Source organism: Polyangium sp. y55x31, from assembly GCF_029946505.1.
Classification (GTDB): domain Bacteria; phylum Myxococcota_A; class Polyangia; order Polyangiales; family Polyangiaceae; genus Polyangium.
Window position 1 is genome coordinate 1 of sequence record NZ_JARZHG010000061.1, and the last position, 23,586, is coordinate 23,586.

The window sequence follows — 23,586 nt, forward strand, 5'->3', positions numbered from 1 at the left end:
GGGTTGCGACGGCTGCGCGACGGCCGCGGCGGGCGCGGGCTGCGCGGGCTGCGCGGCTTGCACCGGCTGCACCGGCTGCGCGGGCTGTGGCGCTGCTTGCGGCGCGGCTTGCGCGGCGGGCATCGGCGGCGGCGGGGGCTGCGCATTGCCCACCTTCATCCGCGCCACGTTCGCCATGAACCCGTTCGGGTTCGCCTTCAGGTACGCGGCGTACTGCGGACCGAGCTCGCCCGTGCGGCCGAGCAGCGCCGCGAAGTGATCCGCGAGCTGCATCGCGCGATCGTGCCCCGGCGACGCGCCGAGCGCCGACAGCGAATACGAAAGCCCGTACTCCCCGTCATACGTCTCCGCGAGCTGCACGAAGATCGCGGCGGCCTCGTCGCGCTCCGGCTGCGGCACGTTCTCGCCCGCGTTGATGCGCTCGAGCACGCTCACGCCGAGCTCCTGCGTCAGCGCGACGTCGGTTGGACGCACCGCGCGCGCCGAGCGCAGCGCCTGCGTCGCGCCCGGCATGTCACCCGCGCGCTTGCGGATGTCGGCCTCGTCTCGATAGAGCGCGAGCTTGCGCTCCGGATCCTCGGCGATGGCCTGCTCCATCGCGAAGTACGGGATCGCCTCCGCGTACTGCTGCTGCGCCTTCAGGATCTCGCGCGCCGCGTAGATCGCATACACGTTGCGGGGATCGAGCTCGGCGACCTTGCGCCAGTTCTCCACCGCGCGATCGGGACGCGCGAGCTGCGGCTCGCTCCACATCCGTCCAAGCTCCTCGTGCAGCTTGAGGAGCATCGTCCGCACCTCCGGCTTCGCGGCCGCGGGCGCGAGCCCTTTTGCTTGCCGCTCGTAAAGCTGGATGAGCGACATCGCGTCGCCCTTCTCGCGAAACATCTGCGCGAGCCGCTCGGCCGAGCGATGCATCGGATCCCTGTCGACCGCGAGCATCAACGTGCGCACGGTATTGTTCATGTCGCCGAACGCTGCTTGCCAGACGTTCGCGGCCTCGCTCAGCCAATGGGCGCCGTAGGCGGGATCCGGCGTCTGCGTCCCGACGCGCTCGAGCAGCATGGCGTACGAGCGAGGGTCCTGCGCGCCTGCGCGATGCGCGTACGCGAGCGCCTCCTGGTCGTGGGGGTTCGCGAGCAGGCGCTGGACGAGCATTTCGATTTCACGAGGATCCATCGTTGTCCGTGCGCGAAGGTACACGGCTCGAAGGGCGCCGTATAGTCGCCTCGCGCCCGCCCGATGCATGCCGCGCCGCGCCGCGCCCGAGCCCTCCGGCGAACGCCTCCTCGATCGCCGCGATGAACGCCCGCGCGCTCTCTGGCCGATCCTCCGGCCGCTTGCAGAGCGCCCGCACCACGAGATCCGACAGCGCCCGCGGGATCCCCGCCTCCGGCGCCGCCTCGCAAGGCGCGATCGGCGGCTCGTGCACGTGCTTTTCCATCACCCGCGCGGCGTCCCGCTCCACGAACGGGGGCCTGCCGACGAGCATCTGGTAAAGGAGCGCGCCCACCGCATAGAGATCGCTCCGCGCATCCACCGGCTCGCCCAGCGCCTGCTCCGGGGACATGTACCGAGGCGTACCGATGGGACCCCGACCCCACCCGAGCGCGTCGTTCGGGTCGCGCGGCGCAAGCCCCAGGTCCGCGAGCCCGAAATCGAGCAGCTTTCCCGCCTCGGCCCCGCCTTCGAGGCGCGCGATGAACACATTGTCGGGCTTCAAATCCCGATGGACGATCCCCTTGTCGTGCGCCTCGGCCAGCGACAGGAGTGCGTGCGTCGCGATGCGCGTCGCCTCCACCGTCGAGAGCCGCCCTTCCCGGCGCAGCCGGACCCCGAGCGGCTCACCTTCGAGCATCTCCATCACGAGGAACCGCGACACCGTGGGCGAGACGAGCGCGTCCTCTCCGCCGTACACGATCTCGCCCACGTCGAGCACCTGCACCGTGTGCGGCGAGCGCAGCATCGAGAGGACCCGCGCCTCGCGATCGAGCCGCGACAGCGCCTGCGCCCCGCGCCCTCGATCCCCGCGAAACACCTTCACCGCGACGTCGTGCCCCCGCGTCACGTCCCGCGCCCGGTACACCGCCCCCATCGAACCCGCGCCGATCCGACCGAGCACCACGTACCGCCCCGCGATCGTCGTCCCGAGGAACGGATCCCCATCCGCGTCGGCGAGGACCGACGCAGCGACGAGCGCGAGCCCGTCGCGCGGGCAAACGACGAGTGATGTCGTCCCTTCGGCCGCCTCGGGCTTCGATTCCCGGCAGCGCGGGCAAACGAGCCCGCGGAGCGATCGCAGCGCGGGTCTCCCCATCAGCGGAGCTTGCAGGCGTACTCGCCCACCATCACGAACGCGCGCCGGCAAACGACGTCCACCGTTCGCTTCGGCGTCACCATCTCGTACGTCTGCCCGAACGGCGTCCGCTCGAGCCGCGTCACCTGCGCGCGGCAGTTCGGCCCCTGCTCACCACACGCCACCGCTGCGGCCGCGCGCTCGACCTCGCTGTTGTCCGCCATGACGTTCACCGCGGCGGAGACGCTGAACAAGACGCAGAGGACGAAGATCGTGATCTGCCCGGCGCGCTTCATGACGGCGCATCCTAGCAGCGGATGGACGCGCCGCGCCCGGGATCCGAGCCCGCAGCGCGCCCTTGCCTCAGAGCTTGATCCCGCCGTTTTGAATCGGCTCGAAGCTCTGTCGCCGCGTCTCGTATTTCCCGCGCACGAACGCGCCGAGCACCGGCGCCATGTTCGCCGGCACGTCCTCGTCCCACTCGCCGCCGTCGATCGCGTCGCGCGGATAGAGATCCGGCGCGAGCAGGAAAAAGCCCGGCACATGATCGTGCGGCATCTTCAGCCCCGTCAGGTCCTCGTCGAACGCATCGATGTCCACGCGGACGAGCCGCACGTGCGCGAGCGCCGTCTGCATGAGCGGATCCCCGAGCGAGGAGGACAAGCTGCGGCACGAGACACACTCGTTCTTCGTCGTCATCACGACGAGCGTCTCGCCCGCCGCGGCCGCGGCCGCGCGCTCCTTCGCGAGCTCCTGCGAGAGCGACGACACCGACACGCCCACGTCCACGATCGTGACCGTGCCCTCCTTGCGGACCATCGTCTCTTTCTGGAAAACCGGCACGGCCTTGGAGGGCGGCGACGTGGGCTCCGTCGTCTCCACCGATCCCTCGGGCGGCGTGGCCGTCTCCCCGACCGTCACGACGTTGGCGATCGGGTGGAGCCGCGCCTCGTTGCGGCGCTCCATCGTCCACACACCAAACGCAATGGCCGCGCCCCAGGCCACCGTCAGGCAGATCCCGAGCCCCATTCCCAGCGTCGCCAGGACATACCCGCGGCGCTCGGTTCCCACGCCGGTGATCTCTCGCCGCGCCGCCCAGCCGAAAACGATGGCGGCGACCGAGCCCAGCGGTCCGCCCACGAACGGCGCCAGGATCGACGTCAAGGCCAGCGTCGAGAGAGGCTTTTTTTGCGGCGGCCTCGGCCCCCGCAGGTACGGGTCGGAGAGCGGAGGGAGCTCCGTCGGGCCCTCGGCTCGGGCGACGCGCGAAAGCGCGGACCTCGGGGAAATGGCCTCGCTCACCCACGAATTCTAGCGCCTAATCTCGCTTACGCTCGCAAACCAAGGATGGACGGAATGCATCGTCCCGCCCGTGCAGAAGGGATACGCCACACCCCCACGCAGCGTGGTAGGAGGAAGGTGCGCTCTCATGATCGAACCGGCCCGCTCCTCCGTCTTTCCCCGAGCCCCGGCCGCCCGGCTCGTGTCCGTGACGATCGGTGATTACCAGGCGCTCGGGAGCAGCTCGATCGAGCTCTCCATCGCTCCGCGCCGCACCGTGCTCCACGCGAAAGGCGGGGCCCTCGCGTCCTTGCTCGTCCAAGGCATCGCCGAAGGCGCGCACATCGCCGTGCACGCCCTGAGCGACCCGGAAAAACCTCGCCATTTCCGCTGCGAGTTCGAGGGCGACGCGGGCGAGCACCTCGTCTACGCCTACGACCGCCGGTTCCAAGATCTCGACGACGACGACGAGCCCTTCCCGCCCTCGATGCGCTGGGAAGAACACGCGGCCCGAACCGACGAAGCCAACGTGGATCTCTGGACGGTGCGCGATCGACGCGCCGTCTTCGGCGACGGCAGCCGCATCTCGCTGCCCTCCGGCGTCGGCGCGCTCGCGCTCGCGGGCGAGTCCGCCGATCGTGTCCCCGAAGATGCGCGCCGCATCCGCGCCTATCTCGAAGGCATCCGCTGGCTCGGCCTCGCCCTCTCGCGCCCGCCGATCGAGGATCGCACGGGCGTCACGCTCACCGGTCGCTCGGGCGTCCTCTGGACCTCGCGTGGCCTCGACGCGCGCCTGCTCTCGCTCGCTTCGACGCTCGTCATCTGGTTCGAGCTCTACCGCGATCGGTACAACAAGGTCGTCGAGCTCTGCCAGCGCATCGGCGCGCCGGGCGAGCTCGCGGTGCAGATCACGCGCGACCCGTCCGCGCGCACGGACGTCGCGCCGCAGGATCGCGCCAGCATCACGTTCGAGGGCGTGGACTTCGGCCGTCTGTCGGACGCTGTGATCCGCAGGCTCGAGCTCCTCGTCGCGCTCGTGGATCCGGAGGCGACGGCGCTGCTCCTCGAGGAGCCCGAGATCTCCGCGGTCCCCGGCAAGATCGGCGCGCTGCTCGAGGTGATCGAGGCCTGCGCCGATCACCGGCAGATCATCGTCTCGACGAAGTCGCCGCACGTGGTCGACTGGGCGCGCCCCGACGAGCTCCGGCTCGTCGAGACGAACCGGTATCGAGACCTCTCCGTGCGCGGGTTCGACTTCAGCGAGCTCAGCGCCGCGCAGGCCCACGTCGCGGCCGGCGGCAAGCTGTCGGCGTTCCTCGTGTCCTGATCACGCGCGTCGACGCGGCCGAGCGCTCGTCACGCGACGTGTGCAGGCCGCGCCACGCGCATGCGCACGAACGACACGTTCGGCCGCGCTCAGGGGATGCAGCTCGACTCGAGCGTGCGCAGGACCGCGCGCTTCGTGCTCACGCCTCCGCTCATGGGCTCGGTCCACAAGAAGCCCATGCGCGGGCCGGCGGGCGTGACCGCCGCGGGATCCTTCACCGCGCCCGTCCCGTCGCTGATCCGCAGGCCCGTGGCCGACGGCTCGCCGCTCTCCGAGAGCTTCACCGCGAGGACCTGATCGTCCTTGCCGCCCTCCTGACCGAGGAACACGACGAGCGCGCCGTCGCCGATCGGCGCGAGCGCAGGAGAACGCCCACGCCCGACCAGCCACGTCTTTTCGCCGGGGCGCGCGGCCGCGTCGACGGTACGCGCGAGGATCTTGTCGCCCTCGATCCACACGGCCATCGCGCCTTTCGTCGTGGCCACGAGGTTCACGCGTTCGCGCGCGGGCGCGCCGGCCGGCGGGGCCGCCGCGAGGGTGTGGGCCTCGTCGATCTCTTTGCCCGCGAGATCGAAGCGCGACACGACGATCCGCCCGTCGCCCTCTTGCCAGGCGAGCGTGTAACCGGTTCCATCCGCGGCGACGGCGGGCCTGCGCGGCTCGTGGGCGTGGTGCGTCGCGCCGAGCGCTTGCACGGCCGGCGCGGCTGCGTCCGTCGGGGCGAACTGGAACAGCCCGAGCTGCGCCTTCTCCATGTTGAACGGCGCGACCGCGACGATCGCGCCTGCGGGCGTCGCGGCGAGCGCCACGTCGTCCGCGTTCGCGGCGTTCACCGCGCTGAGGTGCTCGATCACGGGCGCGGGCGAGGTCTCCCAGCGCGGCTTCGTGTACGCGAGCCCGTCGCCGTCGAACCACACGAGCGTCCAGCCGGCGCTGTTCGCGAACATCCGCGGCGCCGTCTCGTTCGCCGTCCCGATGCCGCGTGCCCGCGCCACCTGCTTCGCGTCGAGGGCGAACCCTGCGAAGGCGAGCTGCGCGCCCGGCTTGTTCGCGGCGAGCTTGATGAGCCAGGAGGCAGCGATCGCGCCCTCGCGCCCTGCAGCCGTGACCTCGCCGCGTTGCAAGTACGTCGCGATGTCCCCGCTCTGCGCCTTGCACGCCTCGGTCTGCGCGGCCGCGACGAACGAGCTCACGCCCGAGCCCACGGGCTCGCTCGGCGCAGGCGGAGGCGCTTGCACGGCGCTCGACGAGGTCGCGGGCGCATTCGCGGAACCGCTCGTCGCGGCCGACGCGCTCGACGCAACCGAGGCACTCGGCGCCGGCGCTGTGCTGCCGTCCGTCTTCTTTTGCCCGCACCCGGCGGGAGCCAAGCCGAGGACCAGGCTCGCCGTGACACCGACGAACTTAAGGGTCCACGCATCGGTCGCGGCCTCTGGGGAGCGAACCTGCTTCATCCCCGCCGAGCCCCCCGGCGCGCCGTGCGACATTGGATCAACCTCGACAAGGCTGTCACCTGATCCACGAAGAGGGATCACGGCAGCCTATCTCATCAAGCGAAGTCGCGATCCCTCAATGTGTTTTTCGGAGTGCGAAGAAGAGGACTTGAACCTCCACGCCCTTGCGGGCACTGGAACCTGAATCCAGCGCGTCTGCCAATTCCGCCATCTTCGCGTGATGCCTTCCCGTGAAGGACATCGATCCGCCGGCCGTCGGCCAACGGGGGCGTATAGATAGATCGGCCGAAGCCCCGCGCGCAAGGACGATTTTCGCTTTTCGTCTCCTTCGGGCCGGCCGCCCCGAAGCGCCGCGAAAAACCACGCGCCGCGCCGCCCCTTCCACGCTCCGGCGCGCTCGCTCCTCGTCGAGCCTGCCTGCACGTGCGGGTCCGCCACACGGGCGCGGCACCGTACGTGCTCCGCGAATCCCCGATGGCGAGGCGCGAGCACCTTGGGTCTCCGGCGGTCGCTCGTGCAGCGACCGGCGGTCCGCTCGGCGTGGCGAGCGTCCCTGCCTCACCCCCCGATCGGAGGAGCTTTGTCGTGCCGAGGAAGAAGATCGTCGTCGTGGAGGACGACCCCGAGCTCCGGGATCTCGAGACCTTCCTGCTCGGCGCCGAGGGCTACGACGTCGTCGGCGTCGCCGATGGCATCGAGGCCGCCGTGATCGTCAAGCGCGAGCATGCCGACCTCGTCCTGCTCGACCTCATGCTGCCGGGCAAGGACGGCAACGCGGTCCTCGAAGAGCTCGCGGCCGAGCCCGAGACGCGGCTCACGCCCGTGATCGTCGTCTCCGCGTTCCTCGCGCAGCTCCGCCTCACGCCGCAGGTCCGCCGCGTCCTTTCGAAGCCGTTCGACGTGAGTGATCTCCTCGACGCCGTCGCGCGCGAGGTCGAGCGTCCCCACGAAGAGGTGGCTTGATGAACGGCCCTCATGACGACGGATCCGCGCGCGGCCTCTCGCTCCCCGTCGACCTCGACGCCCCGGCTCCCTCGCCTGCGCCGCAGACGAACAAGCCCGCCGGCATCGTCTCGCTCGACGCGCCGCCCTCTGCGCGCGACATCCGCGACGCGACCCTCCTCAAGGAAGGCGACCTCTTCCTCCTCACGGACGCCGAGGGCAACGTCCCGCGCAAGAACCGCGAGGGCTACGGCCTCTACCTCGGCGACACGCGTTTCTTGAGCAGCTACGAGCTCGCCATCCAGGGCCTCCGCCCGACGATCCTCCTCTCCAGCGACCACGCGCATTTCCTCGGCGCGCAGGTCCTCACGAACCCGAACCTCGTCACGCCCGAAGGCCAGGCCGTCCACGAGCAGACCATCCAGATCCGCCGCTACCGCCTGGTTCGTCCGACCGAGGTCAGCGAATCGCTCACGTTCCAGAACTACAACCGCTTCCCCGTCACGCTCGACGTCGAGCTCCACTTCGAGGCCGACTTCTCCGACATGTTCGAGGTCCGCGGCATCGTGCAGGGCGCGCGCAAGGGCAAGGCGCACGCGCCCGAGCACATGCCGAGCGTCCTCCGCTTCCGCTACGACGGCGCCGACGGCCTCGCGCGGCGCACCGAGGTCCGCTTCGATCCCACGCCCGATCGCCTCGCGTCGTGCTCCGCGAGTTACCGCATCGAGCTCCGCCCGGGCGGCTCCACGTGCATCACGATCGGCGTCCGCGTCGACACCTCGCCGCTCACGAACACGAACGGCCCATCGGCCCCGCGCCGCGCGCTCGCGGGCTACAAGCAGTGGCTCGCGGGCCAGGTCGGCGTCGAGACGAGCAACACCCTCTTCAACGCGGTCTTCGCGAAGGCGCGAAACGACCTCCGCGTCCTGCTCTCCGGTGATCCCGACGCGCCCTTCATCGCCGCGGGCATCCCCTGGTACGCGTGCCTCTTCGGCCGCGACACCATCATCACCGCGCTCCTCTACCTCTGGATCTCCGCCGAGCCTGCGCGCCAGGCGCTTCGCTTGCTCAACCATCATCAGGGCACACGTGACGATCCCGCGCGCGACGAGGAGCCTGGCAAGGTCATGCACGAGCTTCGCCGCGGCGAGCTCGCGCGCCTCGGCATCGTCCCCTTCTCGCCGTACTACGGCACCGTCGACGCCACGCCCCTCTGGATCATCCTCCTCGCCGAGTACTACCGCGCGACCGGCGATCTCGACCTCGTCCGCGAGTTCCGCCCGAACCTCGACGCTGCGCTCCTCTGGATGGATCGCTACGGCGATCGCGACGGCGACGGCTTCCTCGAGTACGCGTGTCGCTCGGGCGCGGGCCTCGTCAACCAGGGCTGGAAGGACTCCACCGACGCGATCACGCATCCCGACGGCACCCTCGCCGAACCGCCGATCGCGCTCGTCGAAGCGCAGGCCTACGCCTACATGAGCCGCCGTGCCGCGGCCCGCATCTACCGCGCGCTCGGCGATCCCACGCGCGCCGCCTCCGAAGAGCTACGCGCCGCAAACCTCCGCGACGCCATCGACGCGGCCTTCTGGATGCCGGCGGAAAACGCCTACGCCATCGCGCTCGACGGCGACAAACGGCAGGTCGCCACGGTCTCTTCGAACGCGGGCCACGCGCTCTGGGCTGGCGCCGTCCCGCACGCGCGCGGCGAGCTCATGGCGCGACGCCTCATGGAAGAGGACCTCTTCTCGGGCTGGGGCATCCGCACCCTCTCCACGCGCGCGGCTCGGTACAACCCCACGGGCTACCACCTCGGCACCGTCTGGCCGCACGACAACGCCCTCATCGCGCTCGGCTTCAAGCGCTACCGCCAGGAGCACCTCGCGCTCGAGCTCGTCACTGCGCTCTTCGAGGCCTCCCAGCATTTCCCTGCCTACCGCATGCCCGAGCTCTTTTGCGGCTTCGCGCGCAGCGCCTTCGGCGTCCCCGTCCGTTACCCCGTCGCGTGCAGCCCCCAGGCCTGGGCTGCTGCTTCGTGGGCGTCTCTCCTCGCCGCGCTCCTCGGCCTCTCCCCCAACGCCCCTGGCAACGAGCTCCGGATCGTCCGCCCCACCCTCCCTCGCTGGCTCCACTGGGTCGAGATCAAGCGCCTCCCGGTCGGTCGTGGGGAAGTCGACCTTCGCTACCAGCGTGTGGAGGAGCATACTGCCGTGGACGTCGCTGCGATGCGCGGCGATGTGAAGGTGACCTTCGTGGACACCTGGGAAGAGGACACGACGTACCAGCCCAACCTCTCGAATCCGTGAGGTTTTCCGGCCTTGTCGCCCCTCGTCCCACCTTCACGCACCCGAGCAAGCTCCCACCCTTCATTTTTTCCGATGGCCGTACAGCCTTCGATGCATACCTTCCCGGCTCCCTCGTCCAAGTCTGCCAGGAGGTCTACCCGTGCGAACGACTGTCTTTCGCTCCCTGCTCGCCACTTCTGTGATCGCTTCCGCCTCTGCTTTCTTGTGCGCGGACGCGGCCGCGGAGGGGACGGTCGGGGTCCTCGTGCTCCGGGAGCACGGGGTGGGGAGCGCGGCGCAAGCCCAACCTTATGTCGACAAGTTCGTGTCCGTCGCGGCCAAGCAAAACGGCTGGGGCGGCGCGAAGGGCGAGTATCACACGAGCCGCGGCAACGCCGAGGCCTTCATCTCCGCCCAGAAACCTCACTACGGGATCCTCTCGCTCGGCGCTTTCCTCGGCCTCAAGGCCAAGCACAACCTCGACATCATCGGCCAGGTCGCGGTCAATCGCGCGGGCGGCCAGCAGTATCACCTCATCAGCAAGACCGCCTCGGACCTCGCCGGTTGCAAGGGCAAGGCGCTCGCCAGCGACCACGCCGACGATCCCAAGTTCATCGACAAGGTCGTCTCGAAGGGCGCCTTCAAGCTCGGCGATTTCACGTTGGTCACGACGACCCGCCCCATCCAGACCATCAAGAAGGTCGTGAGCGGCGACGCCGCGTGCGCGCTCGTCGACGACGCCCAGCTCGCCGAGCTCGGCAAGATCGACGGCGCCGCCGACATCAAGTCCGTCTGGTCGAGCGACAAGCTCCCGCCCATGGTCGTCGTCGCCTTCCCCTCGGCGCCCGCGGACGCGCGCAAGGCGTTCCAGGCAAACCTCGGCAAGATCTGCGAGGGCGAGGGCAAAGCGACGTGCGGCGAGGTGGGCATCCTCGCCCTCAAGTCCGCGACGTCCGCCGATTACGCGGGCGTCGTCGCTGCGTACGACAAGTAGCGCCTCCTCGCTCGCCTGCGCGGGGGCGATTCTCCTTCCCGACGGTGTTATTTCTCCCGCCCGTGCGCTGGTCCTTTCTCCTCCTCGCTACTGCCCTGGGCGTGTTGCCCGCTTGTTGGGGCGGCGTGACCGGCGCGCAGGGCCCCGCCGTCAACGCTTCGCTCAAGACCGCCGTCGCCACGAAAGACGCGCTCGTCATCGCCGACGCGCTCGAAGACCTCATCGCCGCGGGCGTGGACACGCCGGAGGATCGCCAGCTCGCCTACGCCGAGGTCCGCGCGCACGCGGTCGACACGGCCGCGTACACGTACGCGCGCGCCGTCGTCACGGGTAGGCTCGTGCAGCTCAAGGGCCTCCTCGGAGCCGATATGGTCGGCGAGGTCGAGCACTACGCGCGCCGCAGCCGCGAGCTCGATCCGAGCTTCCGCAGCGGCGCCGCGACGCGCATGCTCGGCACGCTCTACGTGGTCGCGCCCGCCGCGCTGCTACGAAATGGAGACTCGGAGACGGGGCTCGAGCTGCTCGAAGGCCTCGTGCAGAAGGACCCCGACGTCATCGAGAACCACCTGCGCGTCGCCGAGGCCTACATCGCGCTCGGCGACGTCGATCCTGCCAAGCCTCACCTCTGCCGCTGCTCGGCCGATCGCGGAAAGCTCCGACGCGACGATCAGGCGCTCCTCGCGCAGCTCCTCAAGGACGCGGGCAACCCCACATGTCCGAAGCCTGCTGCGCAGGCGCCTTCGCCCTGAAACGCCGCGCGGGATCGACGGGCGGCCTGCGCGGGATCGTGATAGCAGCGTCCCGTGTCGACTTCTTCGAGCCCTTCGAACGGCCCCGCGAGCCCGAGCCATGACGCGCCCAGATGGCTCGTGCGGCTCTTCTCTCGCATCATCGCGGCCCGCTGGATCATCATCGCCCTCTATGCGCTCGTCCTGCCGCCCGCGGCCTGGTTCGCGGCGCGCGTCCAGCAGGACAACGCGATCGAGCGCCTCATCGCGACGAGCGACACCGACTACGTCAAGACGCGCGAGTTCGAGAAGATCTTCGGCTCCGGCGAGTTCGCCGTCCTGCTCGCCGAGGCCGACGATCCCTTCGCGCCCGCGGTGCTCGAGCGTCTCGACAAACTCGAGCGCGCGCTGAAGGAAATCCCGCGCGTCGAGCCGAACTCCGCGCTCTCCATTTATCGCCGCGCCAAGGCTGGCTTCGATCCGACCCCCGAGCAATCCGAGGCGCTGCGCAAGTTCGTCTCGGGCACGAAGCTCTTCCAGGATCAGGGCCTCGCCGGCGACGGCTACCTCGCCATCGCCCTCATCCTCGACGTGCACTCGAGCCAGGAGCGCCGCGAGACCCTCGCGGCCGTGCGTCGCGCCATCGAGGCGACGGGCGGCGACGGCGCCCCGCTGAAGACGTTGCGCCAGGTCGGCCAGCCCTACGTCAACATCTACCTCGACGAGGACATGCAGAAGACCGGGCCGAAGTACTTCGGCATGTTCGCGGCCTTCATCATTGGCCTCTGCCTCTTCCTCTATCGCTCCGCGCGCACGCTCGCGGCCTTCTTGATCACGCTCGGCGTCTCGATCGCCCTCGCCATGGGCTACATCGGCCTCACGGGCGGCGTCCTCACGATCGTCTCGCCCATGGTGCCGATGACGATCCTCGTCACGACCACGGCGACGCTCGTCTACTTGCAGTCGCGCTTCGTCGAGCGCCCCGCGGATCGCAGCGTCGACGAGCACCAGGTCTTCTCCTTCGCCAACAAGTGGCTCGCTTGCACCGCGTCGGTCTTCGCGACGGCCGTGGGCTTCGCGGCGCTCGTCGTGTCGAGCATCCAGCCCATCCGGCAGATGGGCGTCTGGGTCGCGGTCGGCCTCGCGCTCAGCTACATCGTCTGTTTCACGCTCTTCCCCGCGCTGCAGAAGATCCTGAAGACCCCGACCGCGATCGAGCAGAAGGTCGCGGCGGCGTGGTTCGTCCGCCTCACGGAGGCGCTGCCTCGGTGGAGTTATCGGTATCGCTGGCCGCTCGTCCTCGGCTCGATCGTGCTCTCCTTCGCGGGCGGCGTCGCGCTCTTCGGCCTGCCCGGCGTCGTCAAGCCGATGCGTCTGCTCACCGATCCCGTCGAATACATCAATTCGGGATCACGGCTTTATGCGGACACGAAGGCCATCGAGGCGAAGATGCCCGGCCTCTCGATCACCGAGGTCTGGCTCAAGGGCGGCGTCGGCAGCGTCTCGGAGCCCGACGCGCTCAAGGGTTTCCAGGCGTTTCACGAGGCGCTCGTCGCCGATCCCGAGGTCGGCGCGGCGATCGGCCCGACCACGATCCTGCGCATGATGCAGTACCTCGGCGGCGCGGGCGACGCGTTCCCGAAGGACGCCGAGGCGCTCGACGAGCTCGCGGGCACCTTGGAATCGCTCGCGCCCGTCGATCCGCTCCTCGGCCGGTTCGTCCAGAAAAACGGCCTCGGGCAGACGCATTTCACGGTCATGTCGAAGGCGACCGAGCACGAGGCGTTCAAACGGCTCGAGGCGAGCATCGACAAGCACTGGAAGGCCGCGGCCGAGGCGAACCCGGCGCTCAGGGAGTTCGAGCTCCGCACCGTGGGCATGGCGCCGCTCCAGGCGCGCGTCTCGCAGAGCCTCGTGCCCACGCTCGTCGAGAGCTTCGAGCTCACGGTCGGGATCATCTTCGTCACGTTCCTCGTGGTCTTCCGCAGCGGGGCGGCGCGGCTCATGGCGATGATCCCCTCGCTCTTCGCGATCCTCGTCATGTTCGGCATCATGCGCATCTGCGGCATGACGCTGAACGTCGCGACGATCCTCATCGCGTCGACCGTGCTCGGGACGAGCGAGAACGACCAGATCCATTTCTTCTATCACTTCCAGGAGGGCCGAAAGGAAGGCTCCGTGGAGCAGGCGCTCCGGCACACGCTCTTCGTGTCGGGCCGGGCGATCTTCTTCGCGACGCTCATCAATGCGGGCGGCTTCGTGGCCTTCGGGATGGCGGATCTGCCGCCGATCCGGCAGTTCGGCATCCTCTCCGCCGTGGCCTTCGTCCTCTCGATGATCGCGGACTTCACCGCGCTCCCCGCGGCGCTCTGGCTCGTCTTCCGCACGAAGCCCGACGCCGAGCCCTCCCCGGCCAAGGAGCACGGACGAACCCCCGCGGCGAGTTAGTCCTGCCAAACCCTCGAAGGAGAAACCGATGACCATTCGCACCGAGCGTGTCCAGATCCCCGTCGCCGACGGCACCACGATGGGCGGTTACCTCTGCCGGCCCGAGGGCGATACGCCCCGCGCCGCGCTCCTCGTCCTGCAGGAGATCTTCGGCGTCAACGCGCACATCCGCGACGTCGCCGAGCGCTTCGCCCGCGAGGGGTACGTAACCCTCGCGCCCGACCTCTTCCACCGCACCGCGCCCGGCTACGAGGGCGGCTACGAGGACTTCGCCCCGAGCATGAAGCTCGCGACCCAATACAAGGCCGAGGAGAGCGAGGCCGACGTGCGCGCCGCCGCCGAATACCTCGGAAAGCACCCGGCCGTCGAGGCAGGACGTGTCGCCGCGCTCGGGTTCTGCATGGGCGGGCGGCTCGCGTTCGTGACGAACGGCGTCGCCCCGCTCAAGTGCGCCGTGTCCTTCTATGGAAGCATCGCGCCCGACAAGCTGCCTTATGCCGCCACGCAATCGGGGAAGATCCTGCTCATCTGGGCCGGCAAGGATCCGTTCATCTCGAACGAGAAAGCGCAGAGCGTGGTGGACGCGCTGCGGAAACACGAAAAGCCTTTCGTGAACATCGAGTTCTCCGAGCACGATCACGGGTTCTTCTGCGACGCGCGCAGCAATTACAACGCGGCCGCCGCGTCCCAGGCCTGGGCGCTCACGCTCGCGTTCCTGAAGTCGCACCTCTGATCGGCGATTTCCGCCGGCCGCCCCACGAGCGCCCTTTTCGCGAAGGGCGCTCGTTTTTTTTGTCGTCGTTTTCGTCGCCGCGCGGAGGAAAGCGCCGCGCTGGAGCATCGGCCGGGCCGCGCGGACGGACGGCCGTCCATGGCTGCCGACGCGTGCATGTGCGGACGAGGGTTTGCCCCGTAATCACGCTGCCGAACCCGACGGAGACCCCGCGGGGAGGACGACGGCGCCGTTCGAGGGGGAGGAGGGGGCGTGCGTAGTGGCGGGGGCCGCTCCCGACCGTGAAGGCGGGCGCCACGAGGAAGGCCCCCCGGCGCGCGCGCAGGCTGCCTACGATATCGCTCCTCGCGGGCCGGGATCTTCCTCGTGCAAAACGAGGCCGCGTGTTCCCGACATGGCGTTTGGATTCGGCCACGGCGGCGGGGCGGGCCGGGCAAGGCACACCCATATGCCGTGATGAAACCGGGCAGCATGTACCCGGCCGGCTCATGCGATATCCCACCTGGCCGCGCGAGACATAGTCGAGCCTGCTCGCATCGATGAATGCGCGGCAACGCTGGAGTCTGGCGACCGCATTTTCATGAATGCTCGGTGAGCGCTCGCGTGGTCTGGAGCTTGCTCGGTCGTGCAATCGACGGCTCTTCCCACGAGCGGAGAAATCGGAGAGCAATGCCATGCCGCCGGCGGACAGTCAGAAACCGCGCTCCGTACGAGGATCGACGCCGGGCTCGGAGGTGTCAGCCCTCGCGAGGACCATGTTCCGTGATTTGATGAGCGCCGGGTACGAATCTCGCGACGTCATCACGTTCGCGACCGAGCTGCTCGACCTGGTCCTCGCGAGCATCCGATGCGCAAAGTCCGACACGGCCGCCCCCCGGCCACCTCGGAGCGCTGCGGATGAAGAGAAATGAGCCGCATGAACGTGACCGTTCTCCCTTTTTCATAAAAAAGCGCGGACTCGCTGGTCGAGCGATTGTTTTTCTTCGAGCGGGACTTTCTCGGGCGGAAAACCACACGGAGGGGATCATGGCCACCTTGTGCAGGCCGGAAGTCGCGGTTCCGGAGAACATCGTCACGATGGAAGATACGCTGAAATTGGCCGAGCGATTGCACGCGGGCAAACCGCAGCTCAAGCTCGCCATGCGGCTCATCAGCAGCACCGGGGTTCGGAAGCGGCACATCATCCAGCCGCTCGAGCAGACCCTCGCGCACCCTGGTTTCGAGACCCGCAACAAGATCTACGAAACGGAAGCCAAGCGCCGCGTACCTCCGGTGATCCAGCGAGCGCTCGAGCACGCGGAGCTCACGGCGCGGGACATCGACGCCATTCTCTATGTGTCGTGCACCGGCTTCATGATGCCGGCCATGACGGCCTGGCTCGTGAACACCATGGGATTCCGTCACGACACGCGGCAGATCCCGATCGCGCAGCTCGGCTGCGCGGCCGGCGCGGCGGCCATCAATCGCGCGCACGATTTCTGCGTGGCGCATCCGGGCACCAACGTGCTCATCGTCGCCTGCGAGTTTTGCTCGTTATGCTACCAGCCGCCCGACGACGACGTCGGATCGCTCCTGTCCGACGGGCTCTTCGGAGATGCGGTGGGCGCGGTCGTCGTCCGGGGCAGCGGAGGCAAGGGCATCCGGCTCGAGCGAAACGCGGCGTACATCATCCCGGAAACCGAGGAATGGATCTCGTACGTCGTGAAGGAAACGGGATTCCATTTCAGGCTCGACAAGCGGGTCCCCGGGACCATGAAGCCCCTCGCCCCCGTGCTGCGTGAGCTCGCCGCGCGTCACAACTGGGACGTTGGCAATCTGGATTTCTACATCATTCACGCGGGCGGGCCTCGCATCCTCAACGATCTCTGCAAGTACCTGGGCGTACCGCTCGAGTCGTTCCGGTACAGCAGGGCCACGTTGACGGAATACGGCAACATCGCCAGCGTGGTGGTGCTCGACTCCATCGGCCGCCTGTTCGCGGACGACCAGCTCGAGGAAGGCGGCAGGGGAATGATCGCAGGGTTCGGCCCCGGGATCACGGCGGAAATGTCCGTCGGCTCCTGGAGGGCCTGAGGACGGTCGGTAGGGACGGCGTGCATTCTGCCGCTGCCCGTGGTTCGAGAAGGACAGGAGAGGGGATTATCATGAATACGATGCTGAAAGCTCCGTCGGCGACGTTCCATATCGGCGGCGACCTTCCCGTGCGGCGCCTCGGTTATGGCGCGATGTACCTGACCGGGCCCGGCATGTGGGGTCCGCCGACCGACCCGGACGCGGCGATCCGGCTGCTCCGCCGCGCCGTCGACCTGGGCGTCAACTTCATCGATACCGCCGATTCCTATGGTCCGGCCACGAACGAGCAGATCATTCGCCGCGCGCTCCACCCCTACCCCGCGGGGCTCGTGATCACCACCAAGGGCGGGCTTTTGCGTTCCGGGCCGGAGGACTGGACGAACCGGGACAAGCCGTACATCGTCCCCTGCGGGCGCCCCGCGTACCTGCGCCAGCAGGTGGAGCTCAGCCTGCGCAACCTCGGGCTCGAGCGTATCGAGCTTTATCAGCTCCACCGCATCGACCCGGCCGTTCCGCTTGCCGATCAGCTCGGCGAGCTCGTCCGGCTCCGCGAGCAGGGCAAGATCCGCCATATCGCGCTCTCCGGGCAGCCCGAGGTCACGATCGAGCAGCTCGAAAAAGCTCGCGCGATCACCGACATCGTCGCCGTGGAGAACCTCTACAACGTCGCGGATCGCGCCGGCGAGCCGGTCCTGCGTTATTGCGAGCAGCGCGGCATCGCGTTCATTCCGTGGTTCCCCATGGGCCACGGCGCCCTCGCCGGGCCGAACAGCATCCTCACCGGGTTTGCCAAGAGGCGCGGCGCGACGCCCGCCCAGCTCGCCCTCGCGTGGCTCTTGCACAAATCGCCGGCCATTCTCGCGATCCCCGGCACGTCCTCCCTCACCCACCTGGAGGAGAACCTCCGCGCCGCCGAGCTCTCGCTCGACGAGAAGGAAATGACCGAGCTCGCGAACCTCGCCGCGAGCGTGCCGACGTGGCGTCCGACGCCCCCCACGTCTTCCACCAAGAAGGAGGTCGCATGAAAACCGCCGCCCTTCACCCGAACGTCCGAATGCTCCAGACCATTTACGCCGATCTGACGCGTATCGGGGAGTACGCCGCCGACGATATGATCCTGCACAGGGCCGATCGGGCGTACTTTCGTGAGGCTGCGGCCGGCCGCGTCGTCGGCAGGGACGCCGCCGTCACCCATGAGCGCGATCTGATTCGCCTCACCGGCGGCACCCTCGTCATGGACGTGGAGCACATCTCCGCGAACGACCATTTCGGCGCCGTCTTCGGCGTCCTGCGCGCATACCGTGACGGCGCGACCCTCGCGGTCCCCTTCTGCGGCGTGTGGCGCTTCCGCGACGGGCGAATCCTGGAGCACTGGGAGAACGCCTACGACCTCTCGACCGTCCAGGCCTTCCTCGCCGGCGGCGGGACGAGCGCGACGGTCGCGCACGCAAACGAGGACTGATCCCGCGCGTCGTCCGCGCCTCGGGCCTCGCCGGTCAATGGCCGGCGGGGCCGAGGTCGACTTCGCCGCCGGGGTAGACGAACGAATCGCTGGGCGAATAAAAACACGCGCCCGGCACGATTTGGAGCGGCGAGGCGGGGCGCAACGCATACACGGGGTGATCGGGGGCGAGCATCTCGATCGAGAGCACCTCGAACGGCGTCACGAGATCCCCGATGTACGGATATCGCCCGCCCAGGATGCGATCGCCGAGCCGCGTCAAATAAAACAGGTGACCCCGGGCGACCATGCCGATCTCCTTGCCCACGCGGGCGCGGGAGCGGATCACGGGGACGCCGTCGACGGAGGTCGTGGCCGTGAGGACGTCGTTCTCGATCTCGAGCGTGGTCTCACCGGACGAGGCCGGGACGCCGCGCTCGCGGGCGTAGGCGCGGACGCGCTCGGCCGAGTTCAGGTAATGCGTGAAGAACCGGCCCGGGGTCACGCCGTCGGGCGCGACGTGGCCGTCGAGATCGAGGCCGAGGTACGTGAGCGAATACGCGCCGAAGCCCGTCGTCTGCTCGGGCGTATCGACCACGTATTGGTTCATGTAGATGGCATTGTTCTTCGCCGGGCGTAGCGTGGCCGGCAAGAGGCGCGCACACGCCTTGGGGTCGGCGGGGATCCAGCTCGTATAGAGCATGCGACTGTGGATGACGAGCTGCGGCGAAACGAGCGGGCCTTCGGACATCCATGCCTCCAGGAACGAGTATCGAGAAGAGCGTACACGTGCTGCGCGCGCTCACAAGACGGCGCGGAGGGCGGAAATTTGCCCGAACGGTACGCCCTCGCGCTCCACCTGTTCAGGGCGGTAGACTGACGCATCGCGTGCGAAACGATCTCGACAAGGCCTGCACCACTTGCAAGCTCCGCCTCCCGGCGACGGATTCGGTTTGCCCGCGCTGCCGCGCCGCGACCGTGCCCGTCGCGGACGCGCTCCGGAGCTTGCGGGGTCGCACCGAAAAGGACGCTTGGCTCGACGCCCAGCGCACGCTCGCGCTCTACGTACCCGCGGCCCTCGGCCTCTTCGCCTCGGTGATCATCGACGCGCTTTTCCTGCGGGAAGAGGTGTTCGGCACGCCGTCCTTCGAGCGAAACGCCTTCGGGGTCGGGCTCGGGGTGCTCGCGGGCCTCAGCTTCTTCGGCATCTGGTGCCTGATCCTCGCCCTCCCGTGGGTCCTGTGGGCAGGGCTCGTCACCGTCACGTTTGCTGTTTACCGCCACGTTCGGGAAACGTCCCTGCCCCCGCCCCTCCTTGTCCCGCTGCCCGTACCCACGCCCCTTCGCCCGAGCTTGCGGAGTCGCGCCACCGATCGCCTCGCCGAGCTCTCCGCGAAGCTCGACGCGTGGCATAACGGAAGACAGAAGCCGAGCCTGCGCATCCCGCTGCTCGTGCTTTTCGGCGCGATGGTGATCGCCGAGGTTTTCGCGAAAAAACCCCTGATCGAGCTCACGAGCCTGAAGGCCTTCGCGAACTCCGCCGGCCCCTTGCTCATCATGATGATCCCGCTCGCCATCGTGGCGAAGATCGCCTTGATGTTCCCGCTTTATGCGGCGAACCACATCACCGAGCGGCTCGTCGCCGCCCTCCGACGGATCGATGCGCAAAAAGCCGCGCAAATCGAGGACGAACCCTCGGTCGAGCCCCTCCGCGCCGGGCGCGCCTCGGCGCGTGGTCGCATTTCGCAAGGCCAGACGCCCGCGCTCGTCGCCCCGATCTCAGGCAAACCCTGCCTCGCGTTCCGGCTCGTGGGCCGCATCGACGATATCCTCCTCGACGACGGCGACGCCGTTCCCATGACCGTCGTGAACGGCGCCGAATCGATGGAGATCCGTGGCGAACGCTTTTCCATTGCGCTCGACAAACCCGAGGCGCAGGCGCGGTCCCTCGACGCCGCGGCCGCCGCGCGTATCGCCACATTTCTCGCCGCCCGCGGGATCCAGACGCAGCCGCGATTCGTGGATCTCGGCGAGACGTGCGTTCAGGAAGGCGACGAAATCGAGGCCTGGGGGACGGCCCAGCAGGAAAGGACGGCGGGGGGAGGCTACCGCGACGTGGTTCGTCGCGTGCTCGACGACGGGGACGGTTTGCCCGTCCTGATCACGCGATAACCGTCACGCCGAGCCCCGGCTCCGCCGGCAGTGTGTACCGCGGGCCGTCCGCTTCGTATCCGCCGCGGTAGGGGTCGCCGGCGAGCAGCCACGCCGTATCCAGATCGACGAAATCGACGCCGCCGAGCGCCGCCGCCACGTGCGCGCCGGCCGTCATGCCGAGCCGCGTCTCCACCATGCCGCCGATCATGATCGGCATCCCCGCCTCTTTCGCCGCCCGCCCGATCGCGAGCGCCCCGAGCGGACCACCCGATTTCACGAGCTTCAAATTCACCCCGTCCGCAGCCCGCGCCGCGTGCACACGCCCGAGGTCCGCGAGCGTCTTCACGGACTCGTCCGCGATCACCGGCGGCGCGAGCGCGGCGGCGACCTCCGCCATTCCTTCGAGATCGTCCGCGGCGCAAGGCTGCTCCCAGCATTCCACGACGAGCCCTCTCGCCTCGACGGCGCGCCCCATCGCAATGGCCTGCGCCGCGGAAAACCCCGCGTTCGCGTCGATCCGAAACCGCGCGTCGGGCACGACGTTGCGAATCGCGAACAGCGCCGCGAGGTCCTGATCCATGTCCTTGCCGACCTTCACCTTGAAATGGCGAAAGCCCCGCGCCGCCCAGCCCTGCGCGAGCTCGGCCATGCGCGCGGGCTCCGCGATCGGAATCGTGATGTCCGTCGTGAGCGTACGCGTCGCCTCGCCCCGCGCCCCGCCGAGCAGGCGCCGGAGCGGCATTCCGAGGAGCCTCGCCCACGCGTCGAGGATCGCCGTCTCCAGCGCCGCCCGCGCCACCGGCTTGCCAGAAAGCACGCCGTCGAGCGCCGCCCCGAGCGGAGCGAGCCCCGCGAGCGACACCCCGTGCGCCTCGTCCACCGAGGGGAGCGCAATCATCTGCCCGGACAACCGCGCCGCGGCCGCCTCGAGCGCCGCGAGCACGTCAGGCTGATCCTCGACCGTCACCGGCCAGAGCGCCGCGCCCTCGCCGAGCCCCTCGGCCCGCGCGCTTCCCGACACGAGCGTGACCCGCACCTCCGCCGAACGCGTCACGGTCACGCGCCCAGTCGCGATGACGAACGGATCGTGGAGCGGGACGGACAGCGGGCGAACCGAGATGGCCTCGACGAGATACATCGACGCCACGCTTAGCACACCCGTCACGCCGTTTGGCGCGGGGCGATGGGCACTTCGAGGCCGATGCGCGCGCCGCCTTCCTCCCGGTTCGCCGCCCGCGCGCGTCCGCCGTGCGCCTCGGCGATCCGCGAGACCAAGGCGAGCCCGAGGCCGAGCGAGCCCTGCTCCCGCGCCTTCTCATCCGGACGCCGATAAAACGGCTCGAAGATCCGCCTCTCTTCGCCAGGCTCGAGGCCACGCCCCGCGTCCTCGACCTCGAAGGCGACCACGCCAGGCAACGCCGTGATCCGCAACGCGACCACGCCGCCGCCGTGCTTCTTCGCGTTGTCGAGCAGGTTCGCGAGCGCCCGCGCGAACAGCGTGGGATCAGCCAGGATGGACTCCGGTTTGCCCTCGACGACGAGCGCCTCCGCGCCGACACCCGCGCGATCGAGCGCGCGCAGGCCCGTCTCCACCGGATCGAGCTGCTCCTTCGCGAGCGCCGTGAAATCGAGCCGGCTCTGCGCGAGCAGATCCCCGACGAGCGCGTCGATCTCGAAGACCTCGCGATCGAGCTCGTCGAGGTTCTTCTGCACGTTCACCCCGTCCCGCGTGAGCTCCGTGAGCAGGCGGATCCGCGCGAGCGGCGTGCGCAGCTCGTGCGAGACCGCCGCGAGCAGCTCCCGCTGATCACTCATCTGCCGCTCGATCCGCGCGGCCATCTCGTTCATCGCCATCGAGAGCACGACCGCCTCGCCGTGGACGTGCCGCCCCATCCGCGCACGCGCGCCGTAATTGCCCCGCCCGATCTCGCCCGCGACACGCGCGAGCTCCTCGAGCGGGCGCGAGAGCCTGCGCGCCACCGTGCCCGAGAGCGCCCACAGGATCACGCTCGCCGCCACGAGCGGCGCGAGCCAGCGCAGAGGGCCTGCGGTGCGCGTTCGCTCGGCGCAGATCGTCACGATCCCGAGCCTGTGGCCCTCGCGCACGGCGGGCGCTTCGAGCGTCCACGCCTTCCGCCCGCAACCGTGGCCGAACGCCTGGAGCTCGCTGCCATTCGGCTCGCGCAGGATCACGGTGACGTCGAGGTCCTGGGCGATGGCGCGGGCGAGCGCATCGCGGGCGCGGTCGTCGTTCCACACCTCGCCGAAGCGCGCGCCCAAAAAGACACGCGCGCGGCCCACCTCGCGCGCCCAGGCCGGGCCGCCCGGCGCCGAGACGAGCAGCATCACGATCGAGAACGCCACGCCCGAAAGGAGGATGGCCACGCCGAACCACAAGAAGAGGCGGCGCTGCAGCCGGGCGCGCACGTAATACGACAGCCGATTCACGACTTTTCTTTCGCGAGTACGTACCCCACGCCGCGCACCGTCTTGATGAGCCGCGGCGAGCGCGGGTCGTCGCCGAGCTTTTGCCGCAGGTGCGAGATGTGCACGTCGACCGTTCGTTCCCCAACGATCACGTCCCCGCGCCCCGCCTCCGAGAGCAGCGCGTCCCGGGCGACCACGCGTCCCGGGCGCCTCGCGAGCGCGCAGAGCAGATCGAACTCGAGGCCCGTGAGCTCCACGAGCTCGCCCTCGCGCGTGACCACGCGACCGGGGACGTCGATCACGATGTCGCCCGCGACGATCCGCTCGCCGGCGACCTCGGGCCGGGCTCTGCGCAGCACGGCCTTGATCCGTGCGAGCAGCTCGCGCGGACTGAAGGGCTTGGCGATGTAGTCGTCGGCGCCGATCTCCAGGCCGACGACACGATCCGTCTCGTCGCCGCGCGCCGTGAGCATGAGGACCGGGATCGTATTTTTCTGCCGGATCCGGCGGCAGACCTCGATCCCATCCATCCCGGGCATCATCACGTCGAGCAGCACGACGTCGAAGGTGCCGGCTTCCAGCGCGGCGAGCCCGCGGGGTCCGTCCGGGGCTCCGGTCACGTGGAAACCGTTCTGCTCGAGGTAACTCGACAGGAGGTCGAAGAGCCGGATGTCGTCGTCGATGAGGAGCACGCGGAGCGCCATGGCGTTGGCAGAGTACCAGGGCCACGAAAGCGGCCGTCACCCGAGCTTGCGTGCACCTCGTGAAGCGTCCGCGGGGCCTTCCATGAAGAAATGCAAAGGGCCCGCGCGACGAGAACGAAACCCGCCATGATGCCTGGGCGGAAGCGCCTTCCCAAAGGAAAAACGCGCGGAACGTGCCCACGACGCATTCTTGCTCACTGATCGCGGAAGAGGGCGCTGGAAAACGAAAGTCCTTGCTCTTCGGGGAGGGAAACTGGTAAGTAGAAGAGTCATCGCGGAACTCCGAATTGGGCTCCGCAGGT

Annotated in this window: 19 protein-coding genes, 1 tRNA gene and 1 pseudogene; 11 read left to right on the plus strand and 10 right to left on the minus strand. The window is 69.0% G+C overall.

What is annotated here, in order from left to right; translation table 11 throughout:
- The 4 genes and pseudogenes from QHF84_RS47935 to QHF84_RS47950 all read right to left on the minus strand — a co-directional run.
- Nucleotides 1-1,176, minus strand: a pseudogene (locus tag QHF84_RS47935) (hypothetical protein); the annotation flags it as partial.
- Entirely contained in the window at nt 1,163-2,314 is a 1,152-nt protein-coding gene (locus tag QHF84_RS47940; protein WP_281320366.1) for a serine/threonine-protein kinase, read from the minus strand. The pseudogene QHF84_RS47935 and the gene QHF84_RS47940, both read right to left, overlap by 14 nt.
- Nucleotides 2,314-2,589 carry a hypothetical protein gene (locus QHF84_RS47945; RefSeq protein WP_281320367.1) on the minus strand — a complete coding sequence of 92 codons (276 nt, stop codon included), beginning with the start codon at nt 2,587-2,589 and terminating at the stop codon, nt 2,314-2,316. The genes QHF84_RS47940 and QHF84_RS47945 overlap by 1 nt, the downstream gene beginning before the upstream one ends.
- Nucleotides 2,590-2,656: 67 nt before the next feature.
- The gene (locus tag QHF84_RS47950) at nt 2,657-3,595 is read right to left on the minus strand and encodes a DUF4190 domain-containing protein (protein WP_281320368.1); all 939 of its coding nucleotides are present in this window, start codon (nt 3,593-3,595) and stop codon (nt 2,657-2,659) included.
- Nucleotides 3,596-3,722: 127 nt separating this feature from the next.
- Here QHF84_RS47950 and QHF84_RS47955 point away from each other — a divergent pair, with 127 nt between their 5' ends.
- Nucleotides 3,723-4,901, plus strand: a complete 1,179-nt coding sequence (locus tag QHF84_RS47955; RefSeq protein WP_281320369.1) for a hypothetical protein — start codon at nt 3,723-3,725, stop codon at nt 4,899-4,901.
- Between the two features lie 89 nt (nt 4,902-4,990).
- Here QHF84_RS47955 and QHF84_RS47960 read toward each other — a convergent pair whose 3' ends face one another.
- On the minus strand, nt 4,991-6,355 hold the full coding sequence (locus QHF84_RS47960; RefSeq protein ID WP_281320370.1) for a hypothetical protein: 1,365 nt from the start codon (nt 6,353-6,355) through the stop codon (nt 4,991-4,993).
- Between the two features lie 133 nt (nt 6,356-6,488).
- A tRNA-Leu gene (locus tag QHF84_RS47965) sits at nt 6,489-6,572 on the minus strand.
- A 368-nt stretch (nt 6,573-6,940) separates the two neighbouring features.
- Between QHF84_RS47965 and QHF84_RS47970 the strand changes: the two genes are divergently transcribed.
- The 9 genes from QHF84_RS47970 to QHF84_RS48010 all read left to right on the plus strand — a co-directional run bounded on the left by QHF84_RS47970 (nt 6,941) and on the right by QHF84_RS48010 (nt 18,020).
- The gene (locus QHF84_RS47970) at nt 6,941-7,318 is read left to right on the plus strand and encodes a response regulator (RefSeq protein ID WP_281320371.1); all 378 of its coding nucleotides are present in this window, start codon (nt 6,941-6,943) and stop codon (nt 7,316-7,318) included.
- A complete protein-coding gene (locus QHF84_RS47975) occupies nt 7,318-9,603 on the plus strand; it encodes a glycogen debranching N-terminal domain-containing protein (protein ID WP_281320372.1) in 2,286 nt (761 codons plus the stop codon). Before QHF84_RS47970 ends, QHF84_RS47975 begins: the two co-directional genes overlap by 1 nt.
- Before the next feature lie 139 nt (nt 9,604-9,742).
- Nucleotides 9,743-10,576, plus strand: a complete 834-nt coding sequence (locus tag QHF84_RS47980) for a hypothetical protein (protein ID WP_281320373.1) — start codon at nt 9,743-9,745, stop codon at nt 10,574-10,576.
- A 101-nt stretch (nt 10,577-10,677) separates the two neighbouring features.
- On the plus strand, nt 10,678-11,325 hold the full coding sequence (locus QHF84_RS47985; RefSeq protein WP_281320374.1) for a tetratricopeptide repeat protein: 648 nt from the start codon (nt 10,678-10,680) through the stop codon (nt 11,323-11,325).
- Nucleotides 11,326-11,379: 54 nt separating this feature from the next.
- Nucleotides 11,380-13,752 carry an MMPL family transporter gene (locus QHF84_RS47990; protein ID WP_281320375.1) on the plus strand — a complete coding sequence of 791 codons (2,373 nt, stop codon included), beginning with the start codon at nt 11,380-11,382 and terminating at the stop codon, nt 13,750-13,752.
- Between the two features lie 28 nt (nt 13,753-13,780).
- Entirely contained in the window at nt 13,781-14,485 is a 705-nt protein-coding gene (locus tag QHF84_RS47995; protein WP_281320376.1) for a dienelactone hydrolase family protein, read from the plus strand.
- A gap of 1,026 nt (nt 14,486-15,511) precedes the next feature.
- A complete protein-coding gene (locus tag QHF84_RS48000; protein ID WP_281320377.1) occupies nt 15,512-16,558 on the plus strand; it encodes a type III polyketide synthase in 1,047 nt (348 codons plus the stop codon).
- A gap of 71 nt (nt 16,559-16,629) precedes the next feature.
- On the plus strand, nt 16,630-17,583 hold the full coding sequence (locus QHF84_RS48005) for an aldo/keto reductase (RefSeq protein ID WP_281320378.1): 954 nt from the start codon (nt 16,630-16,632) through the stop codon (nt 17,581-17,583).
- Entirely contained in the window at nt 17,580-18,020 is a 441-nt protein-coding gene (locus QHF84_RS48010; RefSeq protein ID WP_281320379.1) for a nuclear transport factor 2 family protein, read from the plus strand. Before QHF84_RS48005 ends, QHF84_RS48010 begins: the two co-directional genes overlap by 4 nt.
- Nucleotides 18,021-18,054: 34 nt before the next feature.
- On the opposite strand, the gene QHF84_RS48015 is transcribed toward QHF84_RS48010, so the two are convergent.
- Entirely contained in the window at nt 18,055-18,750 is a 696-nt protein-coding gene (locus tag QHF84_RS48015) for a hypothetical protein (protein WP_281320380.1), read from the minus strand.
- Nucleotides 18,751-18,887: 137 nt separating this feature from the next.
- Between QHF84_RS48015 and QHF84_RS48020 the strand changes: the two genes are divergently transcribed.
- A complete protein-coding gene (locus QHF84_RS48020; RefSeq protein ID WP_281320381.1) occupies nt 18,888-20,171 on the plus strand; it encodes a hypothetical protein in 1,284 nt (427 codons plus the stop codon).
- On the opposite strand, the gene QHF84_RS48025 is transcribed toward QHF84_RS48020, so the two are convergent.
- Genes QHF84_RS48025 through QHF84_RS48035 form a run of 3 tightly spaced genes read right to left on the minus strand, consistent with a single transcriptional unit; the run spans nt 20,161 to nt 23,284 of the window.
- On the minus strand, nt 20,161-21,291 hold the full coding sequence (locus QHF84_RS48025) for a dipeptide epimerase (protein ID WP_281320382.1): 1,131 nt from the start codon (nt 21,289-21,291) through the stop codon (nt 20,161-20,163). The genes QHF84_RS48020 and QHF84_RS48025 overlap by 11 nt on opposite strands.
- A 23-nt stretch (nt 21,292-21,314) precedes the next feature.
- The gene (locus QHF84_RS48030) at nt 21,315-22,601 is read right to left on the minus strand and encodes a HAMP domain-containing sensor histidine kinase (RefSeq protein WP_281320383.1); all 1,287 of its coding nucleotides are present in this window, start codon (nt 22,599-22,601) and stop codon (nt 21,315-21,317) included.
- Complete coding sequence (locus QHF84_RS48035; protein WP_281320384.1) at nt 22,598-23,284, minus strand: response regulator transcription factor; 687 nt, start codon at nt 23,282-23,284, stop codon at nt 22,598-22,600. Before QHF84_RS48035 ends, QHF84_RS48030 begins: the two co-directional genes overlap by 4 nt.
- Nucleotides 23,285-23,586 lie beyond the last annotated feature (302 nt).

What these genes read in the sequence shown, in the direction of transcription:
- QHF84_RS47940 (WP_281320366.1), bottom strand. Translation starts at nt 2,314, where the DNA reads ATGGGGAGACCCGCGCTGCGATCGCTCCGCGGGCTCGTTTGCCCGCGC.
- QHF84_RS47945 (WP_281320367.1), bottom strand. Translation starts at nt 2,589, where the DNA reads ATGAAGCGCGCCGGGCAGATCACGATCTTCGTCCTCTGCGTCTTGTTC.
- QHF84_RS47955 (WP_281320369.1), top strand. Translation starts at nt 3,723, where the DNA reads ATGATCGAACCGGCCCGCTCCTCCGTCTTTCCCCGAGCCCCGGCCGCC.
- QHF84_RS47960 (WP_281320370.1), bottom strand. Translation starts at nt 6,355, where the DNA reads ATGAAGCAGGTTCGCTCCCCAGAGGCCGCGACCGATGCGTGGACCCTT.
- QHF84_RS47975 (WP_281320372.1), top strand. Translation starts at nt 7,318, where the DNA reads ATGAACGGCCCTCATGACGACGGATCCGCGCGCGGCCTCTCGCTCCCC.
- QHF84_RS47995 (WP_281320376.1), top strand. Translation starts at nt 13,781, where the DNA reads ATGACCATTCGCACCGAGCGTGTCCAGATCCCCGTCGCCGACGGCACC.
- QHF84_RS48000 (WP_281320377.1), top strand. Translation starts at nt 15,512, where the DNA reads ATGGCCACCTTGTGCAGGCCGGAAGTCGCGGTTCCGGAGAACATCGTC.
- QHF84_RS48005 (WP_281320378.1), top strand. Translation starts at nt 16,630, where the DNA reads ATGAATACGATGCTGAAAGCTCCGTCGGCGACGTTCCATATCGGCGGC.
- QHF84_RS48010 (WP_281320379.1), top strand. Translation starts at nt 17,580, where the DNA reads ATGAAAACCGCCGCCCTTCACCCGAACGTCCGAATGCTCCAGACCATT.
- QHF84_RS48015 (WP_281320380.1), bottom strand. Translation starts at nt 18,750, where the DNA reads ATGTCCGAAGGCCCGCTCGTTTCGCCGCAGCTCGTCATCCACAGTCGC.
- QHF84_RS48025 (WP_281320382.1), bottom strand. Translation starts at nt 21,291, where the DNA reads ATGTATCTCGTCGAGGCCATCTCGGTTCGCCCGCTGTCCGTCCCGCTC.
- QHF84_RS48035 (WP_281320384.1), bottom strand. Translation starts at nt 23,284, where the DNA reads ATGGCGCTCCGCGTGCTCCTCATCGACGACGACATCCGGCTCTTCGAC.